Source organism: Allobosea sp. 2RAB26 (assembly GCF_052115465.1).
Taxonomy (GTDB): domain Bacteria; phylum Pseudomonadota; class Alphaproteobacteria; order Rhizobiales; family Beijerinckiaceae; genus Allobosea.
This window is the reverse complement of the sequence record NZ_JBFRGS010000016.1, coordinates 1-24,493: the sequence shown is the minus strand read 5'-3', so window position 1 is coordinate 24,493 and position 24,493 is coordinate 1. Positions and strand designations below refer to the sequence as shown.

Below are 24,493 nucleotides of genomic sequence, written 5' to 3'. Positions count from 1 at the left end.
GAATGAGGTCTGGCACCGCACGGCACGCCGGACGGCATGGCCATGCGCTGCGCAAAGGATGCCCCCGGGTCGGAAATCCACCTTAAGCCAGCCTTAAGCCGCGCCAGCGAGGGAGGGCGTGGCCAATGGAGAGAACCGAAATGCGTATCCTCGTCGTCGAGGATGATCCTGTTCTGTCGGACGGGCTGAAGGTCGGGCTCGGGCTTGCCGGGGCGACGGTGGACCGCGTCGAGACCTGCGCCGAGGCGCTGGCCGCGCTCGCGACCTCCTGTTTTGACGCCGTGGTGCTCGATCTGATGTTGCCGGATGGGTCCGGGCTCCACGTGCTGAAGGAGATGCGGGGCAAGTCCGACCGCACGCCCGTCCTCCTCCTGACGGCGCTCGACGAGGTCGCAGACCGGATCCGCGGCCTCGATGCCGGCGCCGACGACTATCTCGGCAAACCCTTCGATCTCGACGAGCTGGCGGCCAGGGTGCGCTCCGTGGCGCGCCGAAATGCCGGTCGGGCCGCGCCCGTCATGGCTGCGGGCGCCATCATGCTCGACCCCGCAACGCTTGCTGCCAGCGTCGCCGGCACGCCCGTCACGCTCTCCCGACGCGAATTCGCAGTGCTGTCGGCACTCATGGAGCGTCCTGGCGCGGTCCGCTCGAAGGGTGAAATCGAAGACCGGCTCTATGGCTGGCAGGAGGATATCGAGAGCAACGCCGTCGAGGTCCATATCCACAATCTGCGTGCCAAGATCGGCCGCGACGTGATCGAGACCGTGCGCGGCCTTGGCTACCGGATGAGACAGGTGACGAAATGAGGCCTGGGCCATGACCTCCCTGCGCACGCGCCTCTTCGTCATCCTGATTGCCGCCACCGGGCTGATCTGGCTCAGCGCGGTCGCCTGGATCTATCTCGACAGTAGGTCCAAGCTGGAACATGTGCTCGACACCCGCCTGCAGGAGGCGGCGAAGATGGTGCATTCGCTGGTCGACGCCGGCCGGATGCCGGACACCGCTATCGCCGGACTACCCGGCGCGACGGTCGAGCCGGCATTCTACGAGCGCCAGCTATCCTGCCAGATCTGGTCGCTCGACGGCCGGCTGGTTGCCCGTTCCAGCGGTGCGCCGGGCTCCCAGCTGACCGATCAGGCCGCCGGCTTCTCCGATCGAACGGTCGATGGCGAACGCTGGCGGGTCTACGCGGTCGAGGATGCCCAGAAGGGCATCCGCGTCATGGTCGGCGATCGCATCGGCTTGCGTCATGGGCTGGTCAACGACCTGATCACCGGGCTTCTCGCGCCCGCGCTGCTGATCGCCCCGTTGCTCGGCCTGCTGATCTGGCTCAGCCTCGGCCGGGGCTTGCGCCCGCTCGCGACCATGGCTGCGGAACTCAAGTCCCGTGACGCCGAGGACATGCGCCCCCTCGCGGCGGCCGAAGCCCCCATCGAGGTCCGGCCGCTCGCGCAGGCGCTGAACGGTCTGTTCGACAAGGTTGCGGCCGCCCGCCGCCATGAGCGCGAGATCACGGCCTTCGCCGCCCATGAATTGCGAACCCCGCTGGCTGGCTTGAAGACGCAGGCGCAGATCGCGCTGGCCACAACCGACGCATCGATCAGGGAAGGCGCGCTACGCCAGATCCTGATCTCAGTGGACCGGACGGCCCGCCTCGTTCGGCAGCTGCTGACGCTCGCCAAGCTCGAAACGGAACAGCAAGGTCCGGTCTCGGGCCGTGTCCGGGTCAGCGGGCTCCTCGCCGAGATCATCGACAATGCGACTCCGGCGGCCGGCATCGACGTCGAAATCGACCCTGGGCTCGCAGCCCTGGATGTGCCAGGCGACCGCGAGAGCCTCGCCCTGGCGCTGCGCAACCTGCACGAAAACGCGATCCAGCATATGCCGGGCGGTGGTGTCGTGTCCTGGCGTCCGACGGCCGATGGTCGCGGCGTCGCGGTATTCGACCAGGGCCCCGGCATCCCCCAGGAAGAACTCGGCCTGGTCACGCAACGCTTCTACCGCGGTCGCCACAAGAGCCCGACAGGCACAGGGCTCGGCCTGACCATCGTCGACATCGCCGCCAGGCGCGTCGGAGCGCTGCTCGTCCTGAGCAACCGCACAGACGGCCCGGGATTGCAGGCAGCGCTCCTCTGGAACGACGGTTCGCTGCAGCGCTGAAGCAGCGGCCGGAAGGGTGGATTGCGCTACTCGGGCCGCTGCAAACACAGGTGGTTAGGTCAGTGCTTCGCGAAGACCGTCGTCTCGCCATCTGCCCCGACCAGAAGCGTCTCATACCGGTCCGGCGTCACGCCCTCGACCTCCATGCCGGGAGATCCGACCGGCATGTCGGGCACAGCCAGGCCGATTGCAGCCGGCTTGTCCTGCAGCAGCTTGCGGATGTCCGGGGCCGGCACATGGCCTTCGATGAAATACCCCTCGATGATCGCGGTATGGCAGGACTGGACCTTATCGGGCACGCCGACCAGGCGCTTGCTTGCTGCCATGTCCTTGCTCTCGACGACCTTGGGCGAGAACCCCGCCTGTTCGAGATGCTTGACCCAGGACTTGCAGCAGCCGCAGGTCGGGCTGAGATGGACCTGGATCGACTGGGCCGCCGCCGGAGCAGCGAAGAGCGCGAGCGTCAGCGCGGTAGCAAGGGTTTTCATCGTTCTCTCCAGATAGACATCATGAGCGGGCCGGGTTCGCGGCCGGCAAGGGAAAGCGCCCCGTCGTCAGCGCATCCGCGAATTGCTGTTCGCTGGCAGCCAGCGTCGGCAACGTCACCGTGACCCGGAGGCCTCCTTCCGCCCGGTTGGCGAGCAAGATCTCGCCGCCATGGGCATGAATGACCGCGCGCGCGATCGTCAGCCCGAGTCCGGTACCGCCGGTTTCCCGGCTGCGCGATTCCTCGAGCCGGACGAATGGCTGGAAGGCACGCTCGACCTCCTGCTCGGGAATGCCCGGCCCGTCATCCTCGATGATGAAGCTCAGGCCGGTCGGTGTCTCCGATATGGCGATCGAGACCTGATCGCCATATTTCACCGCGTTACCGATCAGGTTCCAGAAGGCGCGCTTCAAGGCGAGCAGTCGCCCGAGTACGCGGCCATGACCGAGTCCGCTGAGCGTGATCGTTCGCCCCTGATCGATATGGTCGTCGACGATGGTTTCGATCACCGAGACGATGTCGAGTGGACGGATCGCCTCGCTGGAGACGCCGCCGCGCAGGAATTCGAGCGTCGAATCGATCATCGCCTCCATTTCGGAGAGGTCGGCATCGACCAGATCGCGCGTCGCATCGTCCTCCATCAGCTCCGAGCGCAGCCGCAGACGCGTGATCGGCGTGCGCAGGTCGTGCGAGACCGCCGCCAGCGCCTGCATGCGCTCGGCGACGAGGCGCTGGATGCGCTCGCCCATGGTGTTGAAGGCGCGCGCCGCCCGGCGCACCTCAGCGGGGCCGACCTCGCTGAGCGGTGTCGGGGCCTGGTCGAGGCTGAAGCGCTCGGCTGCCAGCGCCAGGTCGCGCAGCGGCCGCGTCGCCCAGCGCAGCAGCAGCACGCCGATGACGATGATCGCCACGCCGAAACAGATCATGATCGCCAGCACGTTCCAGTCGGCATGCTGCGCGGCCCCGAGCGTCGTCGAGGAGAAATTGACCCAGGAGCCGTCGTCCAGCCTGACCGAGACCAGCATCATGTGGCGATCGGCATCTCCCTCTCCGGCGCCTGGGGCCCCGCCATCGGCATAGCCCAGGCGAAACGATTCCGATGCGAGCTCAGGCGCGAGTTCCTTCAGCCGTGCCGCCATCGCCTGCGTGCGTTCGGTTTTCGGCGCGGTACCGAGGACGAGGCTGACATTGCTCCAGTGCACCTCCAGGCTCGCGCTCGACAGATCATGGGCGACGCGATCGCGCTCTGCATCGTGCACGTTGCCGGCGATCGCGCGCTTGATCGTGACAATGCGCTCCGCCAGCGCCTTGTCGCGCTGCACATTGGCCATGCTGTCGACGCTGACGCGATAGGCCCAGTAGCCGGCGAAATGGAAAGCCAGCAGCGCCGCGACGAGGATCAGGATGGCGCGGCCCGCAACCGTGTCGGGCCAGCGCGGACGGAGGGACTTGCTCATGCCGGCTCACCCTCGCGCGCCTGCACGGTCGGCGTGAACATGTAGCCCGAGCCTCGGATGGTCTTGATCAGCTGGCTGCCATTCGTATCCGCCTCGAGCTTGCGGCGCAGGCGGCTGATCTGGACATCGATCGTCCTGTCGAAAGGGTCGTCACTGCTGCGCGTCTTGGCAAACTGCATCAGCGCCTCTCGCGAGAGCACCCTGTTGGCGTGTTCGGCAAAGGCAAGCAGCAGGTCGAACTCGCCAGTCGAAAGATCGACCAGCGTTCCCGACGGCGACAGCAATTCCCGGCGGCGCAGATCCATCGTCCAGCCATCGAAGCCTATCTGCTCGCTGGCGCGATCACTCGGCTCGCCCCGGCGGATGCGCGTGCGCCGCAGCACGGCCCGAACCCGCGCCAGCAGCTCGCGTGGACTGAACGGCTTGGTCACATAGTCATCGGCGCCGACCTCGAGCCCCTGTATGCGGTCGCTCTCCTCGCTGCGGGCCGTCAGCATCACGATCGGCACCGGCGAGACCGCGCGGATATCGCGGCAGAGTTCAATCCCCGAACGGCCCGGCAGCATCAGGTCGAGAATGACGAGGTCGATCTCGCTGCGTTTGAGGATGTCGAACATCGCATCGCCATCGGCGGCGCCGCTGACCTGATAGCTATGCCGCTGCAGGAAGCGCGCGACCAGCAGGCGGATCTGCGGGTCGTCGTCGACCACCAGCACATGGCCGTGATCCTCGGCCTGAACGCTTGCAGGGAATGGGTTCAACTTCGGACTTCCGACTGGACGGGCGAGGAGTGATCGGTACGCGGCTCAAGGGTCAAGATAACGCCTGCTTGCGCCAAATGCGCGGATCGCTTCGCAACAATTTGTAACGGACGCGGCCGGAGCGCCGTTGCTAGTCAGACGTCACCACGCCGCTGGAGACGCCGAATCGCAATGATTGCAAGACCACTCCTCCTCGCAACCCTTGCGATCGTGCTCGGCGCCTGCGCCGGCAAACCGCTGCCTGACTATCTCGCACGTCCGGCCGATCCGAACGTGAACGTCCCCGCCCCTGCCTATCAGAGCGTCACTGCCGGCAGCACCGTGCTGCGCCCGGCCGAGCCGAAGGACTGGCGTGAACTCAATCGGCGCGTTGGACCGCAGCCATGACCGAAGGACCGATCACTGTGGCCACGCCTGCGTCCGTCCCTTTCCGGTCGATCATGCGCTTCCCGTCTGTTTCCCGCCTCGCCCTTGTCGCCGGCATGGCCGCGCTCCTTGGCGGTTGCGCGACCTTCTCCGCCGATGGCGGCATCGGCCCGGCGCAGAATCTCGCCTTCAGCGAGCTGAAGAAGGACGTGGTCAAGATCAATGATGCCGGGGCGGCGATCAGCGCCAAGGCTCGCGTCGACCAGCTGCTGAGGAAACCGCTGACGGCCGATTCCGCGGTGCAGATCGCGCTGCTTAACAATCGCGGCCTGCAAGCCGCCTTCAATGATCTCGGCATTGCCGAGGCACAGATGGTCGCGGCGAGCCTGCCGCCCAATCCCCGCTTTGGCATCTCCAAGCTTTCAGGACGATTTGAACTGGAGATCGAGCGCCAGGTCGCAGGCAGCCTCTTCGCGCTTGCGACATTGCCGGCGCGCGCCGCAATCGCCCGCGAGACATTCCAGACCGCCCAGTTGCGCGCCGCCGAATCCGTGCTGAAGCTGGCAGCCGAAACGCGCCGGCAGTATTACCGGGCCGTCGCCGCCAATGCGCAGGTCGGCTTCTTCGAGCAGGCCAAGAACTCCACCGACGCCGCCTCCGAGCTGTTCAAGCGGCTCGGCGAGTCCGGCGGCATCAACAAGCTCGATCAGGCCCGCGAATTCGCCTTCGACGCCGAGCTCGACGCCCAGCTCGGCCAGGCACGCCTGCTGCAGCGCCAGGAGCGCGAACGCCTCGTGCGGCTGCTTGGCCTGTGGGGCGACGAGCTGAAGTTCCAGATCCCCGCCAATCTTGCGCCCCTTCCGCAAATCCAGAGTGCCAAGGCGATCGAAGCCGAGGCCTTGCGCAAGCGGATCGATCTGCAGATCGCCCGCGGCGATCTCGACGCGCTGGCGAAGTCGCTGGGCCTCACCAACGCAACCCGCTTCGTCAACGACGTCGATCTGCTCGGCCGGCGCACCTATGACCGTGGGCGCAGGGCTCTGGCCGATGGTGACGTCGAGCGGGAGTCGAAGCGCAGCACCACGCTCGAACTCGAAATCGAGATCCCGATCTATGATTTCGGACAGTCGCGCGTGGTCCAGGCCGAGCAGAACTATATGCAGGCCGCCAACAAGCTTGCCGAGAAGGCCGTCAAAATCCGCTCGGAAGCGCGCGAAGCCTATACCAGCTATCGCGCCACCTATGACATCGCTCGGCAATACCAGAATAACGTCCTGCCGCTGCGCAAGATCATCCAGGACGAGTCGCTGCTGCACTATAACGGCATGCTCGTCGATGTGACGCAGCTCATCACCGATGCGCGCGGGCGCATCCTGTCAAATGTCGCCGCGATCAATGCGCGCCGCGATTTCTGGATCGCCCATACCGACCTCAAGCACGTCGTGATCGGCGGTGGCGGCACCGGTGGCGGTGGAGCGACCGCCGCCGCGAGCACCGGTGGCGACGGCGGCGGCGCAGGCCATTAGCGAGCAAGGAACGACACCATGACCATGTCACGCAGAGGCTTCATCGGCTCGTCCGGCCTCGTCCTTGCCGGTGCGACAGCCGTCTCCGGCCGCACCGCCTTCGCTTCGGTCCCCGAGGCGCCGACCATGACGGACGCCTCGACCCAGGCACCACTGGTTCCAACCAGCGGGCCGGATTACCAGCCGGTCGCCACTTTGAACGGCTGGACCCTGCCCTGGCGGATGAACGGCGACTGGAAGGAGTTCCATCTCGTCGCCGAACCGGTCGAGCGCGAGCTCGCGCCGGGCATGAAGGCCTATCTCTGGGGCTATAACGGCCAGTCGCCGGGCCCCACCATCGAGGCCGTGGAGGGCGACAAGGTCCGCATCTTCGTCACCAACAAGCTGCCAGAGAACACGACGATCCATTGGCATGGCCAGCGTCTGCCCAACGGCATGGACGGCGTCGGCGGGCTGAACCAGCCGCATATCCCGCCGGGCAAGACCTATGTCTACGAGTTCCTGCTGCGGCGCTCCGGCACCTACATGTACCACCCGCATTCGGACGAAATGGTCCAGATGGCGATGGGCATGATGGGCTTCTTCGTCGTTCATCCCAAGGACCCGGCCTTCCGCCGCGTCGACCGTGATTTCGTCTTCCTGCTCAATGCCTTCGACATCGAGGCCGGCTCCTATGTGCCGAAGGTCAACACGATGCTCGACTTCAACCTGTGGTGCTGGAACAGCCGGGTCTTCCCGGGGATCGATCCTTTCGTCGTGGCGAAGAACGACAAGGTGCGCATCCGCTTCGGCAATCTGACGATGACGAACCATCCGATCCACATGCACGGCTACGAGTTCAAGGTCTCCTGCACGGATGGCGGCTGGGTCGATCCAGCGGCCGCCTGGGACGAGGTCTCGATCGATGTCGCGGTGGGCCAGATGCGCGCCTTCGACTTCGTCGCCGACGAGCTCGGCGACTGGGCGATCCATTGCCACAAGTCGCACCACACCATGAATGCCATGGGCCACTCGGTGAAAACCTATATCGGCGTCGGCAAGAAGGACATTGCCAAGCGGATCGCCAAGATCGCGCCAGGCTATATGCCGATGGGCTCCAACGGCATGGGCGAGATGGGCGCGATGGAAATGCCCCTGCCGAACAACACTCTGCCGATGATGACGGGTTTCGCGCAGTTCGGCCCGGTTGAAATGGGGGGCATGTTCTCGGTCGTGAAGGTCCGCGAGGGCCTCGCCAAGAACGACTACAAGGACCCCGGCTGGTTCAAGCACCCGGAAGGCACCGTCGCCTACGAATTCAAGGGCGCCACGCTGACCGAGGCACCCCGTGCGACTGCGCCCGACAGCGGCGTGCAATCAGCCGACTGGCGCGTGAAGGATCCGCGCAAACCCCGACTCGGCCCGGATGGCAAACCGCTGCCCGCGGCCAAGGCCGGCGGCCTTTCCAACCACTGAGCGTCCATCGACATCCCTTCGGGAGAGGAACCATGTCAAAGCAGTTCACGAAACTCGGCTTGGCGGCTGTGGCCGTCATGTTCTCCGCCGCCGCAGCGCTGGCCGGTCCTGGCGGAGCCGGGCACGGCCATGGCGACGAGACCGCCTATGGCAAGCCGGGCGATCCCAAGAAGCCGGCCCGGCTGATCCAGATCGCCATGGCCGAGCGTGACGGCAAGATGCAGTTCATCCCGGACAGGATCGAGGTCCGGCGCGGTGAACAGATCCGTTTCCAGCTGCGCAACAATGGCGAGCTCGATCACGAGCTGGTCGTGGCGACGCTCGAGGAGAACCTCAAGCACGCCGTCGAGATGCAGAAGAACCCCGACATGGAGCATGACGATCCGAACGCCAAGCGCCTCTCCCCCAAGAAGACCGGGGAGATCGTCTGGCAGTTCACCAAGGCCGGGCAGTTCGATTTCTCGTGCCTGATCCCCGGCCACCGCGAAGCCGGAATGACCGGCACCATCACCGTCAAGTGACCGCGGCAACCCTCACATCACGATGGAGACCATGATGCGCAGACTTCTCACGATCGCGCTCGTTAGCGGCAGCCTTGCTGGCGCGGCCCTGGCGCAGGACGCAGCTCTGGTGAGCGCGACGGTCAAGAAGGTCGATATGGCTCAGGGCAAGATCACGCTTGATCACGGCCCGATCAAGAACCTCGACATGGACGGCATGACGATGGTGTTCAAGGCCGCCGACCCGGCCATGCTCAAGGAGTTGAAGGCCGGCGAAAAGGTCAAGTTCACCGCCGAGCGCGTCAACGGTCAGATCACCGTCACCTCGCTGCAGAAGGCGAAGTAAGCACGGCGGTGACCCGCAACTCGGCGGGCAGCGGGCGCGATCGGTTCTTCGCGGCACTCGCTGCCCTCGTCATATCCGCTCCATCCCCTGGCGCCGCAAGCGACGGTGACCTGCAACGCGCCCTGCTCGAATCCGGTTGTGCCAACGCCAAGGTCACTAGGCTGCCCGATCAGGGCAAGATCGTCATCTACCGGGCGAACTGCCTCAGTACCGAGCACAAGGTGATCGAACTGGTCTGCATCGCTGGTCGTTGCACAGCAAGCAGCCCCTCGTCGGAGGACGAGCGGGACAGGTAGCCGATGAGCCCCTTGCCGACAGTCCGCTCAGGGGAAAGAGCACAATGGAAAGAAGGCCGGCAGCGCAATCATCGCTGCCGGCCTTCCTTTTTGGCTTCAAGCGGCGTCACAGGTCCAGCGGCATCGGCCTTGCCGGATGCTTCGGCGCCCGCAGCGAGGCGACGATCGTCCAGGCAATGATCCCGACCGTCACCGCCGCAAGCACCGCCGCGATCGGTCGATTGACCAGGCCGATCAGGCTGCCGTCGGACTTGATCATCGAGTTGATGAAATACTCCTCCAGCAGCGGGCCGAGCACCACGCCAAGAATGACCGGCGCAATCGGAAAGCCGTTCTCCTCAAGCACGAAGGCAAGCGCACCGAAGGCCAGCATCAGCCCGACATCGAAGAGCGAGTTGTTGATCGCATAGGAGCCGACGATGGCGAAGAGCAGGATGATCGGCATCAGGATCTTGCGGGGCACCTGCAGCACCCGCGAGGCCACCTTGATAATCGCCCAGCCGAGCGGCAGCATCAACAGGTTGGCAATGACGAAGACGAGAAACAGCGCGTAGACGTTCTCGGGATTGTTGACGAAGATCGTCGGCCCCGGCGCCATGTTCTTCATCATCAGGACACCGATGGCAATCGCGGTGATCGAGTCGCCGGGAATGCCGAAGACGAGAGCCGGAATCCAGGCGCCGGCAAGCGAGCTGTTATTGGAGGCTCCTGCCTCGATCAGTCCTTCGGGGTGACCCGTGCCGAATTTCTCGGGCGTCTTCGAGAAGCGCTTGCTCATCGCATAGGACATCCAGGCCGCCATGTCGGCGCCGCTGCCGGGCTGGATGCCGACGACGGTCCCGAGCGCACTGCCGCGAACAAGCTGCCACGGGTACTGCTTGGTCAGCCGCCACATATTGGCGAAGATCGGCCCCATCTTCTTGATGACGATCTGCGGCGCGCTTCCGTCCGAGATCATGTGGCGCATCACCTCCGAGCAGGCGAACATGCCGACCATCATCGGGATCAGCGAGACACCGCCGAGCATCTCGGTGGAGTCGAAGGTGAAGCGCGGCTGGCCGGCCGGATTGTTCATGCCGACAAGCGAGATCATCAGGCCGATCAGCAATGCGATACAGGCCTTGAGCGGCGTCGAAGAGCCAATGAAGACTGCCCCGCCGAGACCGAGCATGACGATCCAGAAGAACTCGACCGAGCCGAAGCCAAGCGCGAAATCGGCGATGGCCGGGGACGCCGCCATCATCACCGCGGTTCCGAACAGGCCACCGAGAACCGAGAACCAGAGCCCGATGCCGAGCGCCAGCTCAGGCTCGCCCCGCAGCGTCATCTGGTAGGAATCGTCGACATAGGCCGCCGAGGCCGGCGTGCCGGGAATGCGCAGCAGGCAGCCCGGAATATCGCCGGAAAAGATTGCCATCGTACTGGTCGTGACGATCGCGGCGATGGCCGGGACGGGCGGCATGAAGAAGGTCAGCGGCACCAGAAGCGCTGTCGCCATCGTGGCGGACAGGCCGGGAATGCATCCGACAATGAGGCCGTAAATGGCCGAGGCGGTGATGACAGCGAGCACATAGGGATCGAGCACCATCCCCAGCGCGGTGACATAGGCATCGAGCATGGCAGCCTCACCAGCGGATCGGTTCGAGGGGCCCCCACGGCAGCTGCACGCCGAGACCGAGATAGAAGATCGAATGCATCGCAAGCGCCGCGAGCAGGGAGAGCGCGAGTGCCAGGCCCGGCCGGACCCCGCCCGCCATGAACAGCACGAAGAGGATCAGCGGTGCCGTGATGAGGAAGCCCAACACCTCCGAGAACCAGAGGTAGAACAGCACTGCGGCCGGCACGAGCGCGAGCTTCATCAACGCCGCAGGGCTGCGTGCCCAGTCGGCCAGGGCCAGCATCGGGCCGCGGTCGACCGCGCGAGCGCCATTGACCCCGAGGATCGCGGCGCAAAGCGCCAGCAATCCGGACAGGATCAGCGGGAAGGCCGAGGGGCCCAGCGGTTGCTGCGAAGGGTTCGGCAGATGCCAGGATGCCGTCGCGACGAGCGCGGCCAGCCCGAGAAACACCAGCCCGGCGAAGAGATCGTTGAATTTCATGGAGACCTGCCCGGCGCGAAGGACACGATGGGGTGGACGCGGCGCGGGCAAGCCAGCGCCGCGTCATGCTCCGGCGCGGGGCCGGGCTGGCTTCGGCTGGCGCTACTGGCGCAGGCGCAGGCCGAGCGCGCCCATGATCTCGCCATTGCGCTTGTGCTGCTCGGCGAGGAAGCTGCCGAAGGCCGGCCCCTTGGCGAAGGCATAGCCAAAGCCGCGCTCGGCCAGGAAGCCCTTGTAGCTGTCGGAATTCGCCACCTTGTCGGTCGCCTCGACAAGACGTGCCGTGACCTCGGCCGGCAGATTGGCGGGAGCCGCAAGGCCGCGCCAGGTACCGCCCTCATAGTCCTTGCCGATCGCGTCCTTGACCGTCGGCACCGACGGGAAGGCCGAGGTCTTCTCCTTCGAGAGCACGGCCAGCGACTTGACGCGGCCTGCATCGATCATCGGCTTGCCCTCGGGCAGCGATGACGGGACGATCTGCACGCCGCCGGAAGCCAGCTCCTGGAAACCAGGCGCCGCACCCTGGCTCGGCACGACGACGACGCTCTTCGGGTCGATGCCCTCGAGCTGCAGCAGCCCGGCAAAAGCGAGGTGATAGGCGGCTCCTGCCGCCATGCCCGACATCTTGAAATGGCCGACCGGCTGCTTGCGGATGTCGTCCAGCGCCGCGCGCAGACTGGCCCAGGGGCTGTTGGACGCGACGTTGAACGCGGCGGAATCGAAGTTCACCAGCGCCAGCGGCGTCAGCTTCTCATAGGTGAAGGGTGCGGTGTTCGACCAGTAGAAGGTCGTCACCTCGGCGGTGGCCAGACCGATCGTGTAACCGTCCGGCTTGGCATTGACGATCTCGGTATGGCCGACGACGCCGCCACCACCGGTGCGATTGACGACATTGACCGGCTTGCCGAGCTCCTTCTCCAGCCCCGCCGCGAGAATGCGGGCAACGGCATCGGTGCCGCCGCCGGCGGCCCAGGGCACGATCAGGGTGACCGGCCGCTCCGGCCAGGCGGCGGACGCGGCAAGGCTCGTCGCCGTCATCGCTGCGGCGAGCATCAGGGTCTTGAATGTCATGGCGTTTCTCCAAGGGTGGATTTCTTGAGATCCGGCGGCGTTATTGCGCCGTCCGAGAGCAGGTGCCCGTAGGTGTAACCAAGCAGGACTTCCATGGCTTCGCGCGCCTGCTTTGCGTCGCGGGCCTCGATCGCACGCGCAACGGCGGCATGGTTCGGCAGGTTGCCGGTGAAGACGCCGACGGTGATGTCGAAGATGGCGCTCAGGATCGCATCGATTGCGCCGCGAAAGCTGCGCAGCACCGGGTTATGTGTGGCCTCGAGAATGGCGAGGTGAAAAGCCTTGTCCGCCGCAATCGCTGCCTGCGGGTCGAACTGGCCGTCGTCCATCGCCGCAAGCGCGGCATTGATCCGCCAGACATCCTCAGGCGTTGCGCGCTGCGCCGCGAGGGCACCCGCTGCCGGCTCGATGATCGCGCGGGTTTCCTCCAATGCGAGCAACAGGCTGCGGTCGAGCCCCCCGCTGTTCCGCACCCATCCCAGGACATCGCTGTCGAGCAGCATCCAGTCCTGGGCCGGACGAACATGCGTGCCGTGGCGCGGGCGGACGCTCACCAACCCCTTCGCAGTCAGCGTCTTCATCGCCTCGCGGACGACGCTGCGGCCAACCCGGTAATGCGCCTCCAGTTCGTGCTCGGGAGGCAGTACCGCCCCCGGCGCGATCTCGCCGCGCACGATCGCAGCGCCGAGCGCGGAGACCATCGCGCCGATCTTTCCGGGCTTCGCGCCTTTCCGCATGCCATGAGCCTGGGACATTCGACCCTCCATTTTCATGAAATTGCCACGCTCGGGTTTCGCTTGCAACTATTCATCTGATGTTTAACATCTGATCTTCGAAACGATACGCTACCGTGAGGATACGAGATGGGCTTCGCGCCGCCTTTCGCCGGCATTCATGCCATGGTCTACGCCTTGTTCGACGAGCAGGAGCGGCTTGACCGGGCAGCGATGCGCCGCCAGACGGAGCTCTGCCTTGCGCTGGGCGTGCACGGCATGGCCGCGCTCGGCCTCGCCACCGAAGTGTCCAAACTGACCCAGTCCGAGCGCCTGGCGCTGATGGAATGGGTTTCCGAGGACACTGCCGGACGCGTGCCGCTCGCCTTCACGATCTACGGTTCGTCCGTCGCGGAACAGATCGAGCAGGTCAGGGCAGCCGAGGCTGCGAAGGCCGACTGGGTCATCCTGCAGCCGCCGATGGTCGGCAGTTTTGGAGCGGCTGAATATATCCGCTTCTTCGGCCGGGTCGCTGACGCGACCTCCCTGCCCGTCGCGATCCAGAATGCACCAGCCTATATGGGGCGCGGCCTCTCGGCCGAAGACATCCGCGAACTGGTGTCGCGCCATCCGAATATCAGCTTGATCAAGGGTGAAGGCCCAGCCGTGGACATTCGGCAGCTGATCACGACCACGGAAGGGCGGCTTCCCGTCTTCAACGGTCGCGGCGGCCTCGAACTGGTCGACAACCTGCGCGCCGGCTGCGCGGGCATGATCCTGGCCCCCGACACGATCGATCACTCGCTACGCGCCTATAACCACTTCATGGCTGGAGACGAGCCCAGCGCGGAGGCCGCCTATCGCGACGTCTCGCCTGCAATCGTCTTCATCATGCAGTCGATCGAGAGCCTGCTCTGCTACGGCAAGCGCCTCTTCGGCGAGCGCGCCGGTCTTGCCATTCACGACCGGTCCCCCGCTCTGCGCCCGACGGAATTCGGTTTGGAACTCGTGCGGCGGCACGCCGCGCAGCTCGGCCCCTACAGCGCTGCGGCCTAAGGCAGCGGCCCGAAAAGCGGATTGCGGTTTTTCGGGAATGCCGATGCAAACACAGAAGGTTGGATCATGGACCGGATGCGATACCGGCCTGATGATCGAGCGTCGTGATCGGGCCTGACGGAGTCGGCCCGCCTGCCTTGCCCCGCGTCTCAGAGCAGCGTTGCGCTCCGCGACCGCGGCCTTCCGGCAGGCTTGTGATTTGACAATTCGGGCGGCGAGCCTAAGTCATGAGTCATGATGGCGCGCTTCTCCAATTTCCGTCGCGGCCTGCACCGGGCAGGTAACCTGATCGCGGGCAACTAGCCCCGGATTCGTCGCGCCGCGCGCCTCGGGTTCGGGGCGGTCGGCCTTCCGGCGCCGAATCGGCATCATTCCGGACTTAAGGTCGAAGCGGGCAACGCCCCGCAAACCCATCCATCAGCGCAAGCGACGAAAGCGTCTGCCGAAGGCAGAGAGCCCCCCGACGCCATTGTCCGGCATCGTGCAAGCTCGCCTGCGCGCAATTTTCCACTGCTACGCGAGGCCTGCGGGCGCGCATTCATTCAGGACGATGTTCACATGACCAACCGGACCTCCGGCGGGGCAAAGCCCCGCATCACCTTGACCGCAATCGATCACGAGAAGCTCACCCAGCTCGCGATTGCGGCGACCAACACCTTTCCCGATGTCGCCGCGGAACTCGCGGACGAAGTGGCGCGCGCCCGCGTTCTCGCCAAGGGGCGCCAGCTTGCCGACGCCGTCCGCATGGGCAGCGAAGTGCTGTTCCAGGACGAGGTCACGGGCAAGACCACGACCGTCACCCTGGTCTATCCGCCCGAGGCCGACATTGCCCAGGGCAAGATCTCGATCCTGACCCCGATCGGGACCGCTCTGATCGGCCTCTCGGTCGGCCAATCCATCAACTGGACGACGCGCAGCGGCGACGTGAAGCGGCTGACGGTTCAGGCCGTCCGCGATCCGGCCGATGGCGCGCCGCAACCGGCCTGATTGCGACGGGCGACAGCGAGTCCTCAGGAGCGGCCGAGAACGTCGGCGAGCGAAGGCCTCGCATGACCGTCTCTCCCCGCCACCGCCGGCGCGGCGAGCATGGCGTTGAGGACGGCCTCCTGGGTCGCCTCGGCGGCCGCGCGAAACGGCAGATCGATTCGATTCTCGTTGAGCACGACCATCGGCGCGAGATCGGCGCGCTCATGATGGCTGATGCGGCCGGCCGTGCTGAAGGCCAGCGCGATATCGCCGCTGCCATTGCCCCAGAATGCGCCGAGCCGCGCCAGCCCCGCACCGCACCGCCTGGCAACGCGCGTCAGCTGCCGCGACTCCATCGGAATATCGGTCGCCACCACGATGATGACGGACCCACGCTCGGGCGCGGCCGCGTGCGGCATGGCGGGCGGAACGGGCCGGCGGCCATCAGGCAGAACCAGGTCTCCCGCATTGCCAAAATTGGCCTGGACCAGCACGCCGAGCGTATAATCCCTGCCGTCCAGCCTGAGCAGGCGCGAGGCCGTGCCGATGCCGCCCTTGAAACCAAAGGCGCTCATGCCGGTCCCGCCGCCGACGGCGCCCTCCTCGACCGGGCCTGCCATAGCAGCATCAAGTGCCGCGAAGGCGTCGCTCTCGCTCAGAACGCGCGCCCGAATGTCTGAGAGAAAACCGTCATTGCACTCGAGCACGACCGGATTGACCGTTCCGGTCGTCCGGCCAATGTCGGGATTGGCCGCGAGCGCGCGCGTGACCAGGGCATTGAAGCCAGTTCCGACCGACAATGTGTTTCCCAGCAGAAGCGGGGTTTCGATCTGGCCGAGTTCGGAGACCTGCACCAGCCCGGCACTCTTGCCAAAGCCGTTGATGACATCGACACCGGCGCGCAGTTTCTCGCGGAACAGATCGTCGCCGTGGGGCAGGATGGCCGTGAACCCGGTCTGGATATCCCCGTCGCAAATGGTCCTGTGGCCGACACGGACGCCGGCAACATCGGTAATCGCATTGAGCGGGCCGGGCGGCAGCGAGCCGCAGATCAAACCAAGGGAACGGGCGCGGGCAGGCATGGGCGGCAATCCGGCTGGCTGACGATACTTCCGGCTATAGCGCAAACCCCGGCATCCGCCAGCACCGGAACGCAGGCCCGTTCCCGCGATCAGGGGGACCGGGCGAGAGCGATCGCATCGGCGACTTCCTCATAGCGATCGGTCAGGGTCGCGGTCGCGACGCGGATATGCGCGCTGGGCAGGACTGAGAACTTGCTGCCGGGATTGACCGCGATGTTGCGCGCGGCGAGCGTCACCATGGCGAAGGGCTCCGAGATGATCGGAACCCACAGGCAAAGGCCGCTTCCGGGCGCGGTGCGGATGCCGCGCGCGGCCAGCGCCGCAGCCAGCCTGTCGCGCCGCTGCTGGTAGACGGTGCGGGCCTTCGCCACGATATCCCGACTCGCCTCGTCACGCAGCAGCCAGGAGGTTGCGCCCTGGAGCAGGCGGCTCGTCCAGCCCGCGCTGAAGGCCCGGTAGGACTGGACCTGTTCGACAATCGCAGCCGAACTCGACAGCACCGCGAGCCGCAGATCGGGCCCGAGGGTCTTCGAATAGGAGACGATATGGATGGTGCGCTCCGGAAAGCGCACGCCGAGTGACGCGGGCGGTGCCCCCGAGATGTCGGCCACGCCGTCATCCTCGATGATCAGCGCATCGCTCTCCGCAAGGATGTCGCCGATCAGCGCGAGCCGCTCAGCGCTGACCGTCTGCCCCGTAACCGAGTGCAGTCTCGGCTGGAACACGAATGCAGCAAGCCGTTCCTTCGCCGCGGCGCGGAGCGAGGCCGGCAGGGGGCCGTGCTCGTCGCAGGCCACAGGCACGATCCTGACGCCAAGATCCTCGAGGATATCGAGCAGCCGCATGGCAGTCGGATGCTCGATCGCGACGGCCGAGCCCGGCGTCACAAGGGCGCGCAGGGTATTGTAGACGGCATTGTAACCGCCATTGGTGGCGAGGAATGCTTCCGGTCGATAGGGCCAGCGCGCTTCGGCCGCCTCGCGCAGTTCCGGTACGACCCGGCTCCGTTCATAGCTGTTGAGCTTTTCGACCGTTGCGCCATGGGCCAGCGCCGGTGCGAGCGGTGGCAGCAGGGCTATGTCGGGAATTGCCAGCGACAGGTTCAGCACGCCGGCGCCGTAGTCGCCGGAACTCGCCAGCCGTTCCGGCTGGGCAATGAAGCGGTCCCCACTGACCCAGGTGCCGTTGCGCCCCCGGCCGCGAATGATCTTCTGGCGGCGCAATTCGCTCCAGGCCTCGGAGATCGTCGCGGGACTGACCTTCATTTCATAGGCGATGTCGCGGATCGCCGGCAGCCGCGCCCCGACCGGCAGCGCCCCCGCCCTGATCAGCGCGCTGGTCTCCAGGGCGATGCCCCGGATGCTGCGATCAGCGATCGTCCTTGCGAGCCAGTCGGCGCTGATCGAGCTGTTCATCTGCCGGCCATTTAATGTTCAATAACATAATAACATTTGCGCAGTCATTTTTGAACATTTAGCACTTGGCCTGTCGAGAGCTTTTCAGAGTTGCCAACATGGCTGTGACGCTGCGCCTTGCACTCCGCGATTGGGACTATATGACCCCGCTCGTTCTTGGCGACGTCTCCTCGCCCCGCCTGAAGATCCAGGTCGATCGCGTCGGCACACTGGTCGGCGATCTGGCCACCGACGAAGCTTACGATGCCGCAGAGCTGTCATTCAGCCGCTATGCCCAGCTGCGCCATGACGGCAACGACAAGATCGTCGGCATGCCGAACTTCATCATGCGCGGCTTTCGTCATCGCTGCATCGTGACGACCAAGGACAGCGCGATCCGCACGCTCGCCGACCTTGCCGGCAAGAAGATCGGCGTCACAGGCTGGCGCGATTCCGGCAACACGTGGACCCGCGCCGCCGTGCGCCGCGAAGGCGTCGGCGTCGAGGACGCCATGTGGTATGCCGGGCGCCTGACCGAGGCTCACCCGATCACCGACCGCCTCGACGGCTTCGGTCGTCCCGGTCGGATCGAGGCTGCTCCGGGTGAGCGCCCGATGGTGGATCTCCTGCGGGATGGCGGGCTCGATGCCGTCTTCACTCCCTTCATGCCCAAGGGCTTCTTCGATCCGGCCTCGCCGTTCCGTCAGGTGCTCGAGGATTTCCGGGCGGCGGAGACCACCTATTTCCACGAGGTCGGCTACATCCCGGGCATGCACCTGATCGGCTTCAAAGCCGAATTCGTCCGCGACCACCCCTGGATCATGGACGAGCTCAGTGCGTTGATCGACGAGTCGCAGCGGCTCTGGCTCGAGAAGCGCGAGAAATACGCCGATACGACACCCTGGATGTTCGACGAGCTGCGCCGTTGCGCCCGCGATCTGCCCTCTTCGTGGAGCGCGAGCGGTTTCGCCGAGAACGAAGTCATGATCGCCGATTTCGCGACCGAGCTCCATGAGCAGAAGATCCTGCCGCGCCTGCTGACACCGGCCGAGCTTTTCCCGCGGCAAGCGCGGACCCGCTGACACGCCCGAGAAGCGTTGCGACAGGCCGGCGCCACCGCCCGGCCTGCAAGTTCAGACAAGAATGGGGAGTAGCACCATGTATTTCAGATTGATTGCCTCCATCGCCTTCGCCGGATTGACGCTGGCCGGATCCGCGCTGGCCCAGCAGGGCACGATCGCGAAGCAGACGGTCAACGAGGAGCTGCGGGCGCGCCTGCCTGAGACGCTGCGCAGCAAGGGCAAGATGATTTCGGTCAATAACGGCTCCTTCCCGCCCTACGAGATCGTCACCGGCACCGAGATGAGTGGTGCGAGTTCCGACCTCACCGATGCCATCGGTCAGGTTCTGGGCGTCACGATCGAGCATGCGACGGTGGGAGGCCTGCCTGCCCTGCTCGCCGGCGTGAATGCCGGACGCTACCAGTTCGCCTTCGGCCCGGTCGGCGATTTTAAGAGCCGGCAGGAAGCCAACGACTTCGTCGACTGGGTCCAGGAATTCGTCGTCTTCGCCGTGCAGAAGGGCAATCCCAAGGGCATCACCTCGCTCGACACCGCCTGCGGCAACCGCATCGCCGTCATGGCCGGCGGCTCGGCCGAGCGCGTCATCCAGGTCCAGGCAGAGAAGTGCAAGGCGGACGGCAAGAGCCCCATCGAGGTGCAGTCCTACTCCGATCAGCCGAGCTCTATCCTGTCAGTCCGCTCCAAGCGCGCCGATGCCTTCTTCTCCTCGCAGGCGCCCCTCACCTATTTCGTCGCTCAGGCCAACGGCCAGCTTGAACTCACCGGCGTCGGTGCACGCAACGGGTTTGAGGATCTCTATCAGGGCGCCGTCGTTCCCAAGGGCTCGCCACTCGGCCCGGTCCTGCGCGATGCCGTCAAGATCCTGATCGATAACGGCACCTATGCCGCGATCATGAAGAAATGGGGCCTCGGGAACAACATGCTCAAGGAGCCCGGCCTCAATCTCGGTGGGGCCCTGCCGAAATGAGCGGCACGCCCGCGATGACCGCGCCGCGCTCCGGCGGCGCCGACCCGAGGGACGTGACCAACGCGCACGCCCCGTTCCCGATCGGCCGCCTGATCCTCTGGGCGGTCACGGCCATAATCGTCGTCGATTTCGGCCTGATCGTCGCCAGGAACGAGAATTTCGGCTGGCCGGTCGTCGCCGCCTATTTCTTCGACCGCACCGTGCTCAACGGCCTCTCGGTCAGCCTCGGATTGACGGTCGTCGCCATGGTGATCGGCACCGCGCTCGGGCTCGTCCTGGCGATCGCGCGGCTGTCGAAGGACACTCTCGCGAGCTCCTCCGCGTCGCTGTTCATCTGGTTCTTCCGTGGCACGCCGCTGCTCGTGCAGCTGATCTTCTGGTACAATCTCTCGACGCTGTTCCCCCAGATCTCGCTCGCGATCCCGTTCGGGCCGACCCTGGCGAGTTGGGAAACCAACTCGGTCATCACCCCCGTCACCGCTGCCATCGTCGGCCTCGCGCTGAACGAAGCGGCGTATATGGCGGAGATCATCCGTGGCGGCCTGCTTTCGGTCGATCGCGGCCAGGCCGAGACCGCCGAGGCCTTCGGCATGACCAAGGGCCGGGCGCTGCGGCGGATCATCATTCCCCAAGCCATGCGCTCGATCGTGCCGCCGACCGGGAACCAGCTCATCAGCATGATCAAGGCGACCTCGCTCGTCAGCGTCATCGCCATGGCCGATCTGCTCTACTCGGTTCAGTCGATCTACAACCGCACCTTCGAGATCATCCCGATGCTGCTGGTTGCGGTCCTCTGGTACCTGCTGATCACCTCGATCCTCAATGTCGGCCAGAGCTATATCGAGGCCTATTACAGCCGAGGCGAACGCCGCGACGGCGCGGCTGCTCCGCTGCCGGCCGTGCAGGAGGCAAGCCATTGACCGCCGCTGCAGCGACCACGCCGCTCGTCAGGGCCCGCGACATCCACAAGTCCTTCGACCATCTCGAGGTCCTCAAGGGCATAGACCTCGACGTGATGCCGGGTGAGGTCGTCGTCATCCTCGGGCCTTCGGGTTCGGGCAAGTCGACCTTCCTGCGTTGCATCAACCATCTCGAAGCCATCAACCGGGGCTTCATCGAGGTCGATGGCGAGCAGATCGGCTACCGGATGCGCAACGGCCGGCTGCAGAAGCTCACGGGCAATGGCATCGCGCGCCAGCGCCGCAAGATCGGCATGGTCTTCCAGCAGTTCAATCTCTATCCGCACATGACGGCGCTGGAGAACGTCATCGAGGCGCCGATCGGCGTCCATGGCGTGAGCCGCAAGGACGCGACGGCCGAGGCTCTCGACCTGCTTGATCGGGTCGGCCTTTCCGACAAGGCGGCAAGCTATCCGCGCCAGCTCTCCGGCGGCCAGCAGCAGCGCGTCGCCATCGCCCGCGCCCTGGCGATCAAGCCGAAACTGATGCTGTTCGACGAGCCGACATCGGCGCTCGACCCCGAACTGGTGGGCGAAGTCCTGGCGACGATGCGCGATCTCGCCCGCCAGGGGCTCACCATGATCGTGGTCACGCACGAGATCGGCTTCGCGCGCGAGGCCGCCGACCGGGTGGTGTTCATGGATGGCGGCAAGATCGTCGAAATGGGCCGACCGGAAGAGGTGATGGACAATCCGCGCCATCCGCGGACCCAGGCCTTCCTGTCGCGCTTCCTCTGACCTCCTTTGTTTGCATCGGCATTCCCGAAAACCGCGATCCGCGTTTCGGACCGATGCGCTAGCCGCAGTAATCCGGCCAGTGCCGGGTCGCATCCGCAAAGACCGAGATAGATCATGTCCGCGCTCGACAACAGCTTCGCCCGCGTCTCCGATTTCGAGGCCATGGAGGCCGATCTCAGGGCGACGCGCCGTTACCTTCACGCCAACCCGGAACTCTCCCACGAGGAGATCGAGACCGCGCGCTATGTCGCCGACAAGCTTACGGCCTGGGACTACGAGGTAACCCGCAATGTCGGCGGCCATGGTGTCGTGGCGCGCCTGAGCAGCGGCACCGGCAAGGGCAGCATCGCGATCCGCGCCGATATGGACGCGTTGCCGATCACCGAAGAGACCAGCCTTCCTTATGCCAGCCTTCGGCCCGGCAAGATGCACGCCTGCGGCCATGACGGGCACACTGCCGTCCTGCTCGGTACGGCCGAATACCTCGCCCGCACCCGCCGCTTCGACGGCACGGTGACGCTGATCTTCCAGCCGGCCGAGGAAGCAGGCAAGATCAGCGGCGCCCAGGCGATGATTGCCGACGGGCTGTTCGAGCGTTTCCCCATCGATGCGATCTTCGGGTTGCACAACCATCCCGGCGCGCCGGAGGGCACGATCCTGCTGCGGTCAGGTCCGATGATGGCCGCCGCCGACACGGTCACGATCACGATCAGGGGCAAGGGCGGCCACGCCTCGCGGCCGCATCTGACCATCGACCCGGTCGTGGTCGCCTGTCATCTCGTGGTCGTGCTGCAGACCGTCGTGTCGCGCAATATCGACCCGACGCAGACCGCCGTCGTTACGGTCGGCACCATCCATGCGGGCCAGGCCGTCAACGTCATCCCCGAAGAGGCCAGGCTGGCGCTCAGCGTACGCTCGTTCGAGCCGAAGATTCGCGACCTTCTGGAGGAGCGCATCGTCAGGCTCGCGCGTTCGGTCGCGGAAGGCCACGGCGCGTCGATCGAGATCGACTACGAGCGCGGCTATCCTGTCGTGGTCAACGCCGAGGCCGAGACGGGCTTCGCGCGCATGGTCGCCGAGGAGCTGGTCGGCGCCGACAAGGTCGCGACCTGCCAGCTGATTCCCGGCAGCGAGGACTTCGCCTATTTCCTCGAGCACAGGCCAGGCAGTTTCCTGCGCCTCGGCAACGGCCTCAACTCACCGATCCTGCACAGTGCGCAGTATGATTTCGCCGATGACAGCCTGACCGTCGGCGCCGCGATGTGGGCCCGGCTCGTCGAGCGCTATCTGCAGGCCAACGGATAAAGCCCGGCCCTGTCGACTTTCCGCATGCCGCCCCATGCCCCAGGCTCCACCGGGGCAACGTGCGGCGCAACGCTACCGTGGCGCTCGCTGGCTGAAGAGCCAAGTGCGCCATTCCGGCGCCAAGAACTGGTCCGGGCTGACTTTATGGTCCATCCCGTCATAGGTCACGAACATGGGCGAACCGCCGGCCCTGGCCAACGCATCGGCCCATGATCTCGACGCGGCATACGGATTCTCTCGATCGCCGGTTCCATGGACGATCAGGAACGGGACCTTCGCCGCTTGTTTCGCCAGGCCGCGCTGCGGCGGAACTCCCGAGAATGCGACGCCCCCGGCGAACGTCTTGGGCTTCGTTGCCGCGGCGATGATCGCCGCTGACGCCCCCATTGAGAACCCGACTAGGTAGACCCGCTGCGGATCGATCGGCAAGCGCTGTTTCAAACCCTCGACCAAAGCCAAAACGTCGACAAGATGGTCGCTCGGGGCTGCGGCCCGATTGATGCCTTCGCCAGTATAGTTTGCGCTGCGCGTCGGAAATTGCGGCACGACGACGTATGCCGGAAATTCACGGGCGATCGATGGAGCGGCCCAGCTCCGGATGAAAGGCCCAACCTGGCTGACATTGTCGGTGCCAACCCCACCCGATGCATGCAGTGCGATGACGAGCGGCAACTTCGCTTGGCTTTGAGCGGCCGGCGAAAGCAGACGATAGGGAATGCTGCGCCCGTTGGGACCGGCGAAGACGCTCGGCTGGAATACGTCGATCGGCATTTTGACGAGGGACTCGACCGCCGCCAACTGCGCCGGCGATGGCTGGGAGATGCGCCGATCTTCCCTGATTTCGCCGCCTTGAGCCGCGGATCCGGCTATGGTGAATGCCGCAAGCAGCGTCGCGGCAAGATTGAGCAATCGGCGCATCGTGTCCTCATCGGTTGCGAAATCTCAGGGTTCACCGCCTCTTCATCTGCCGTCGTCTGACGCTTCACAAACGGTCAAATCTCTGCCGAGCTGATAGATTTTCTTTGGGCTCAGAGCAGGCAATGGGCCTTCGAGCCGCTTTGTGGATTGTCGTGTGCGAGCGACCCTAGATCGCTTCGTGGCTCAGCCGGCGAACGCGGCTCAACCTCGCCTGCGAAGGTCTCACGCCTCGCGACGGCTCAGGACTTCCGGAAGCAGATCAGCTCGTTCACACCGCCCACTGGCGGGGCCGCAAATACCGTCAGTGACTACCAGTCCAGGCGTCGTAGCCAAGCCTCCGGACTGTCGTCGCCGGGCTCGGCCGGCGCCATGGGCGTCCTCACGGGGCGCGCGCCCAAACCGGGCCTTGGAGGCACGCGAAAAGGCATGGTCCCTGGAGAAGCCGAACCTGCGCGTGAGTTTGCCGATGCCGCCCCGTTCGAGCGACGCTCCGTTCAGCGCGAGACGCGCGCGCTCCAGCCTGCGTCGACGGATATAGTCCGACCCCCCGCCCAGTGGCGCGAACAGGCGATACAGCGCCGAGCGCGACAGCCCGAAGGCGCTGCACAGCATGGTCGCATCGCGCGCCGGGTCAGCGATGCGGCCGTTGCCTACGCACTGACGCTTCCTGGCGCCGGGATTTCAACCAGCTATGGCATGCCGGCGGTCAAGGTGAAGGGCCGGGCGTTTCTGTCGCCCGGGCACGAAGCTGGGTCCTTCTGCATCGCGATCGATCGTGACACGGTCACCA

At 65.6% G+C, this 24,493-nt stretch carries 26 protein-coding genes; 15 read left to right on the top strand and 11 right to left on the bottom strand.

The genetic code is table 11. The features are described 5' to 3' along the window. Window positions 1-140 precede the first annotated feature (140 nt). Together AB4118_RS25635 and AB4118_RS25630 are read left to right on the top strand one after the other, a co-directional pair. Window positions 141-806, top strand: a complete 666-nt coding sequence (locus AB4118_RS25635) for a response regulator (protein ID WP_441492398.1) — start codon at window positions 141-143, stop codon at window positions 804-806. 10 nt (window positions 807-816) lie between these two features. Continuing rightward, window positions 817-2,160: an ATP-binding protein gene (locus tag AB4118_RS25630; protein ID WP_441492397.1), complete on the top strand. Its 1,344-nt coding sequence runs from the start codon at window positions 817-819 to the stop codon at window positions 2,158-2,160. Between the two features lie 59 nt (window positions 2,161-2,219). On the opposite strand, the gene AB4118_RS25625 is transcribed toward AB4118_RS25630, so the two are convergent. Genes AB4118_RS25625 through AB4118_RS25615 form a run of 3 tightly spaced genes read right to left on the bottom strand, consistent with a single transcriptional unit; the run spans window position 2,220 to window position 4,865 of the window. Further along, the gene (locus AB4118_RS25625; protein WP_441492396.1) at window positions 2,220-2,648 is read right to left on the bottom strand and encodes a DUF411 domain-containing protein; all 429 of its coding nucleotides are present in this window, start codon (window positions 2,646-2,648) and stop codon (window positions 2,220-2,222) included. A gap of 19 nt (window positions 2,649-2,667) precedes the next feature. Continuing rightward, on the bottom strand, window positions 2,668-4,104 hold the full coding sequence (locus AB4118_RS25620) for an ATP-binding protein (RefSeq protein ID WP_441492395.1): 1,437 nt from the start codon (window positions 4,102-4,104) through the stop codon (window positions 2,668-2,670). Beyond that, complete coding sequence (locus tag AB4118_RS25615; RefSeq protein ID WP_441492394.1) at window positions 4,101-4,865, bottom strand: response regulator; 765 nt, start codon at window positions 4,863-4,865, stop codon at window positions 4,101-4,103. Before AB4118_RS25615 ends, AB4118_RS25620 begins: the two co-directional genes overlap by 4 nt. 171 nt (window positions 4,866-5,036) lie before the next feature. Here AB4118_RS25615 and AB4118_RS25610 point away from each other — a divergent pair, with 171 nt between their 5' ends. From AB4118_RS25610 to AB4118_RS25585, 6 genes are read left to right on the top strand one after another with little or no spacing between them, the layout of a single operon-like run. Then, window positions 5,037-5,252 (top strand): hypothetical protein, encoded by a 216-nt coding sequence (locus tag AB4118_RS25610; protein ID WP_441492393.1) that lies wholly within the window; start codon window positions 5,037-5,039, stop codon window positions 5,250-5,252. Continuing rightward, complete coding sequence (locus AB4118_RS25605; RefSeq protein ID WP_441492392.1) at window positions 5,249-6,757, top strand: TolC family protein; 1,509 nt, start codon at window positions 5,249-5,251, stop codon at window positions 6,755-6,757. Before AB4118_RS25610 ends, AB4118_RS25605 begins: the two co-directional genes overlap by 4 nt. Window positions 6,758-6,775: 18 nt before the next feature. Further along, a complete protein-coding gene (locus AB4118_RS25600) occupies window positions 6,776-8,212 on the top strand; it encodes a multicopper oxidase family protein (protein WP_441492391.1) in 1,437 nt (478 codons plus the stop codon). A gap of 32 nt (window positions 8,213-8,244) precedes the next feature. Beyond that, window positions 8,245-8,733 carry a cupredoxin domain-containing protein gene (locus AB4118_RS25595; RefSeq protein ID WP_441492390.1) on the top strand — a complete coding sequence of 163 codons (489 nt, stop codon included), beginning with the start codon at window positions 8,245-8,247 and terminating at the stop codon, window positions 8,731-8,733. Between the two features lie 31 nt (window positions 8,734-8,764). Further along, entirely contained in the window at window positions 8,765-9,058 is a 294-nt protein-coding gene (locus AB4118_RS25590) for a copper-binding protein (RefSeq protein WP_441492389.1), read from the top strand. A gap of 8 nt (window positions 9,059-9,066) precedes the next feature. Then, window positions 9,067-9,354 carry a hypothetical protein gene (locus AB4118_RS25585; RefSeq protein WP_441492388.1) on the top strand — a complete coding sequence of 96 codons (288 nt, stop codon included), beginning with the start codon at window positions 9,067-9,069 and terminating at the stop codon, window positions 9,352-9,354. Between the two features lie 106 nt (window positions 9,355-9,460). On the opposite strand, the gene AB4118_RS25580 is transcribed toward AB4118_RS25585, so the two are convergent. The 4 genes from AB4118_RS25580 to AB4118_RS25565 all read right to left on the bottom strand — a co-directional run bounded on the left by AB4118_RS25580 (window position 9,461) and on the right by AB4118_RS25565 (window position 13,279). Beyond that, window positions 9,461-10,972: a tripartite tricarboxylate transporter permease gene (locus AB4118_RS25580; RefSeq protein WP_441492387.1), complete on the bottom strand. Its 1,512-nt coding sequence runs from the start codon at window positions 10,970-10,972 to the stop codon at window positions 9,461-9,463. A gap of 7 nt (window positions 10,973-10,979) precedes the next feature. Then, on the bottom strand, window positions 10,980-11,453 hold the full coding sequence (locus tag AB4118_RS25575; RefSeq protein ID WP_441492386.1) for a tripartite tricarboxylate transporter TctB family protein: 474 nt from the start codon (window positions 11,451-11,453) through the stop codon (window positions 10,980-10,982). Window positions 11,454-11,555: 102 nt separating this feature from the next. Beyond that, window positions 11,556-12,524 carry a tripartite tricarboxylate transporter substrate binding protein gene (locus AB4118_RS25570; RefSeq protein ID WP_441492385.1) on the bottom strand — a complete coding sequence of 323 codons (969 nt, stop codon included), beginning with the start codon at window positions 12,522-12,524 and terminating at the stop codon, window positions 11,556-11,558. After that, window positions 12,521-13,279 carry a FadR/GntR family transcriptional regulator gene (locus AB4118_RS25565; RefSeq protein WP_441492384.1) on the bottom strand — a complete coding sequence of 253 codons (759 nt, stop codon included), beginning with the start codon at window positions 13,277-13,279 and terminating at the stop codon, window positions 12,521-12,523. Before AB4118_RS25565 ends, AB4118_RS25570 begins: the two co-directional genes overlap by 4 nt. Before the next feature lie 108 nt (window positions 13,280-13,387). Here AB4118_RS25565 and AB4118_RS25560 point away from each other — a divergent pair, with 108 nt between their 5' ends. Further along, window positions 13,388-14,293, top strand: coding sequence for a dihydrodipicolinate synthase family protein (locus AB4118_RS25560; protein ID WP_441492383.1), 906 nt, complete (start codon window positions 13,388-13,390; stop codon window positions 14,291-14,293). 558 nt (window positions 14,294-14,851) lie between these two features. Continuing rightward, on the top strand, window positions 14,852-15,280 hold the full coding sequence (rnk, locus tag AB4118_RS25555; RefSeq protein WP_441492382.1) for a nucleoside diphosphate kinase regulator: 429 nt from the start codon (window positions 14,852-14,854) through the stop codon (window positions 15,278-15,280). Between the two features lie 23 nt (window positions 15,281-15,303). Here rnk and AB4118_RS25550 read toward each other — a convergent pair whose 3' ends face one another. Further along, window positions 15,304-16,341, bottom strand: a complete 1,038-nt coding sequence (locus AB4118_RS25550) for a DmpA family aminopeptidase (RefSeq protein ID WP_441492381.1) — start codon at window positions 16,339-16,341, stop codon at window positions 15,304-15,306. Window positions 16,342-16,430: 89 nt separating this feature from the next. Continuing rightward, window positions 16,431-17,756 (bottom strand): aminotransferase class I/II-fold pyridoxal phosphate-dependent enzyme, encoded by a 1,326-nt coding sequence (locus AB4118_RS25545; RefSeq protein WP_441492380.1) that lies wholly within the window; start codon window positions 17,754-17,756, stop codon window positions 16,431-16,433. Between the two features lie 98 nt (window positions 17,757-17,854). On the opposite strand from AB4118_RS25545, the gene AB4118_RS25540 reads away from it, so the two are divergent. The 5 genes from AB4118_RS25540 (at window position 17,855) to AB4118_RS25520 (ending at window position 22,785) form a co-directional block, all read left to right on the top strand. Further along, on the top strand, window positions 17,855-18,817 hold the full coding sequence (locus AB4118_RS25540; protein ID WP_441492379.1) for a nitrate ABC transporter substrate-binding protein: 963 nt from the start codon (window positions 17,855-17,857) through the stop codon (window positions 18,815-18,817). A gap of 76 nt (window positions 18,818-18,893) precedes the next feature. Further along, on the top strand, window positions 18,894-19,784 hold the full coding sequence (locus AB4118_RS25535) for an ABC transporter substrate-binding protein (protein ID WP_441492378.1): 891 nt from the start codon (window positions 18,894-18,896) through the stop codon (window positions 19,782-19,784). Beyond that, window positions 19,781-20,704, top strand: coding sequence for an amino acid ABC transporter permease (locus AB4118_RS25530; RefSeq protein WP_441492377.1), 924 nt, complete (start codon window positions 19,781-19,783; stop codon window positions 20,702-20,704). The genes AB4118_RS25535 and AB4118_RS25530 overlap by 4 nt, the downstream gene beginning before the upstream one ends. Then, window positions 20,701-21,480 (top strand): amino acid ABC transporter ATP-binding protein, encoded by a 780-nt coding sequence (locus AB4118_RS25525; protein WP_441492376.1) that lies wholly within the window; start codon window positions 20,701-20,703, stop codon window positions 21,478-21,480. Before AB4118_RS25530 ends, AB4118_RS25525 begins: the two co-directional genes overlap by 4 nt. A 114-nt stretch (window positions 21,481-21,594) precedes the next feature. Beyond that, on the top strand, window positions 21,595-22,785 hold the full coding sequence (locus AB4118_RS25520; protein ID WP_441492375.1) for a M20 aminoacylase family protein: 1,191 nt from the start codon (window positions 21,595-21,597) through the stop codon (window positions 22,783-22,785). Window positions 22,786-22,857: 72 nt separating this feature from the next. Here AB4118_RS25520 and AB4118_RS25515 read toward each other — a convergent pair whose 3' ends face one another. After that, a complete protein-coding gene (locus AB4118_RS25515) occupies window positions 22,858-23,703 on the bottom strand; it encodes a carboxylesterase family protein (protein WP_441492374.1) in 846 nt (281 codons plus the stop codon). 222 nt (window positions 23,704-23,925) lie between these two features. Further along, complete coding sequence (locus AB4118_RS25510; protein WP_441492373.1) at window positions 23,926-24,315, bottom strand: helix-turn-helix domain-containing protein; 390 nt, start codon at window positions 24,313-24,315, stop codon at window positions 23,926-23,928. Window positions 24,316-24,493: the final 178 nt, after the last annotated feature.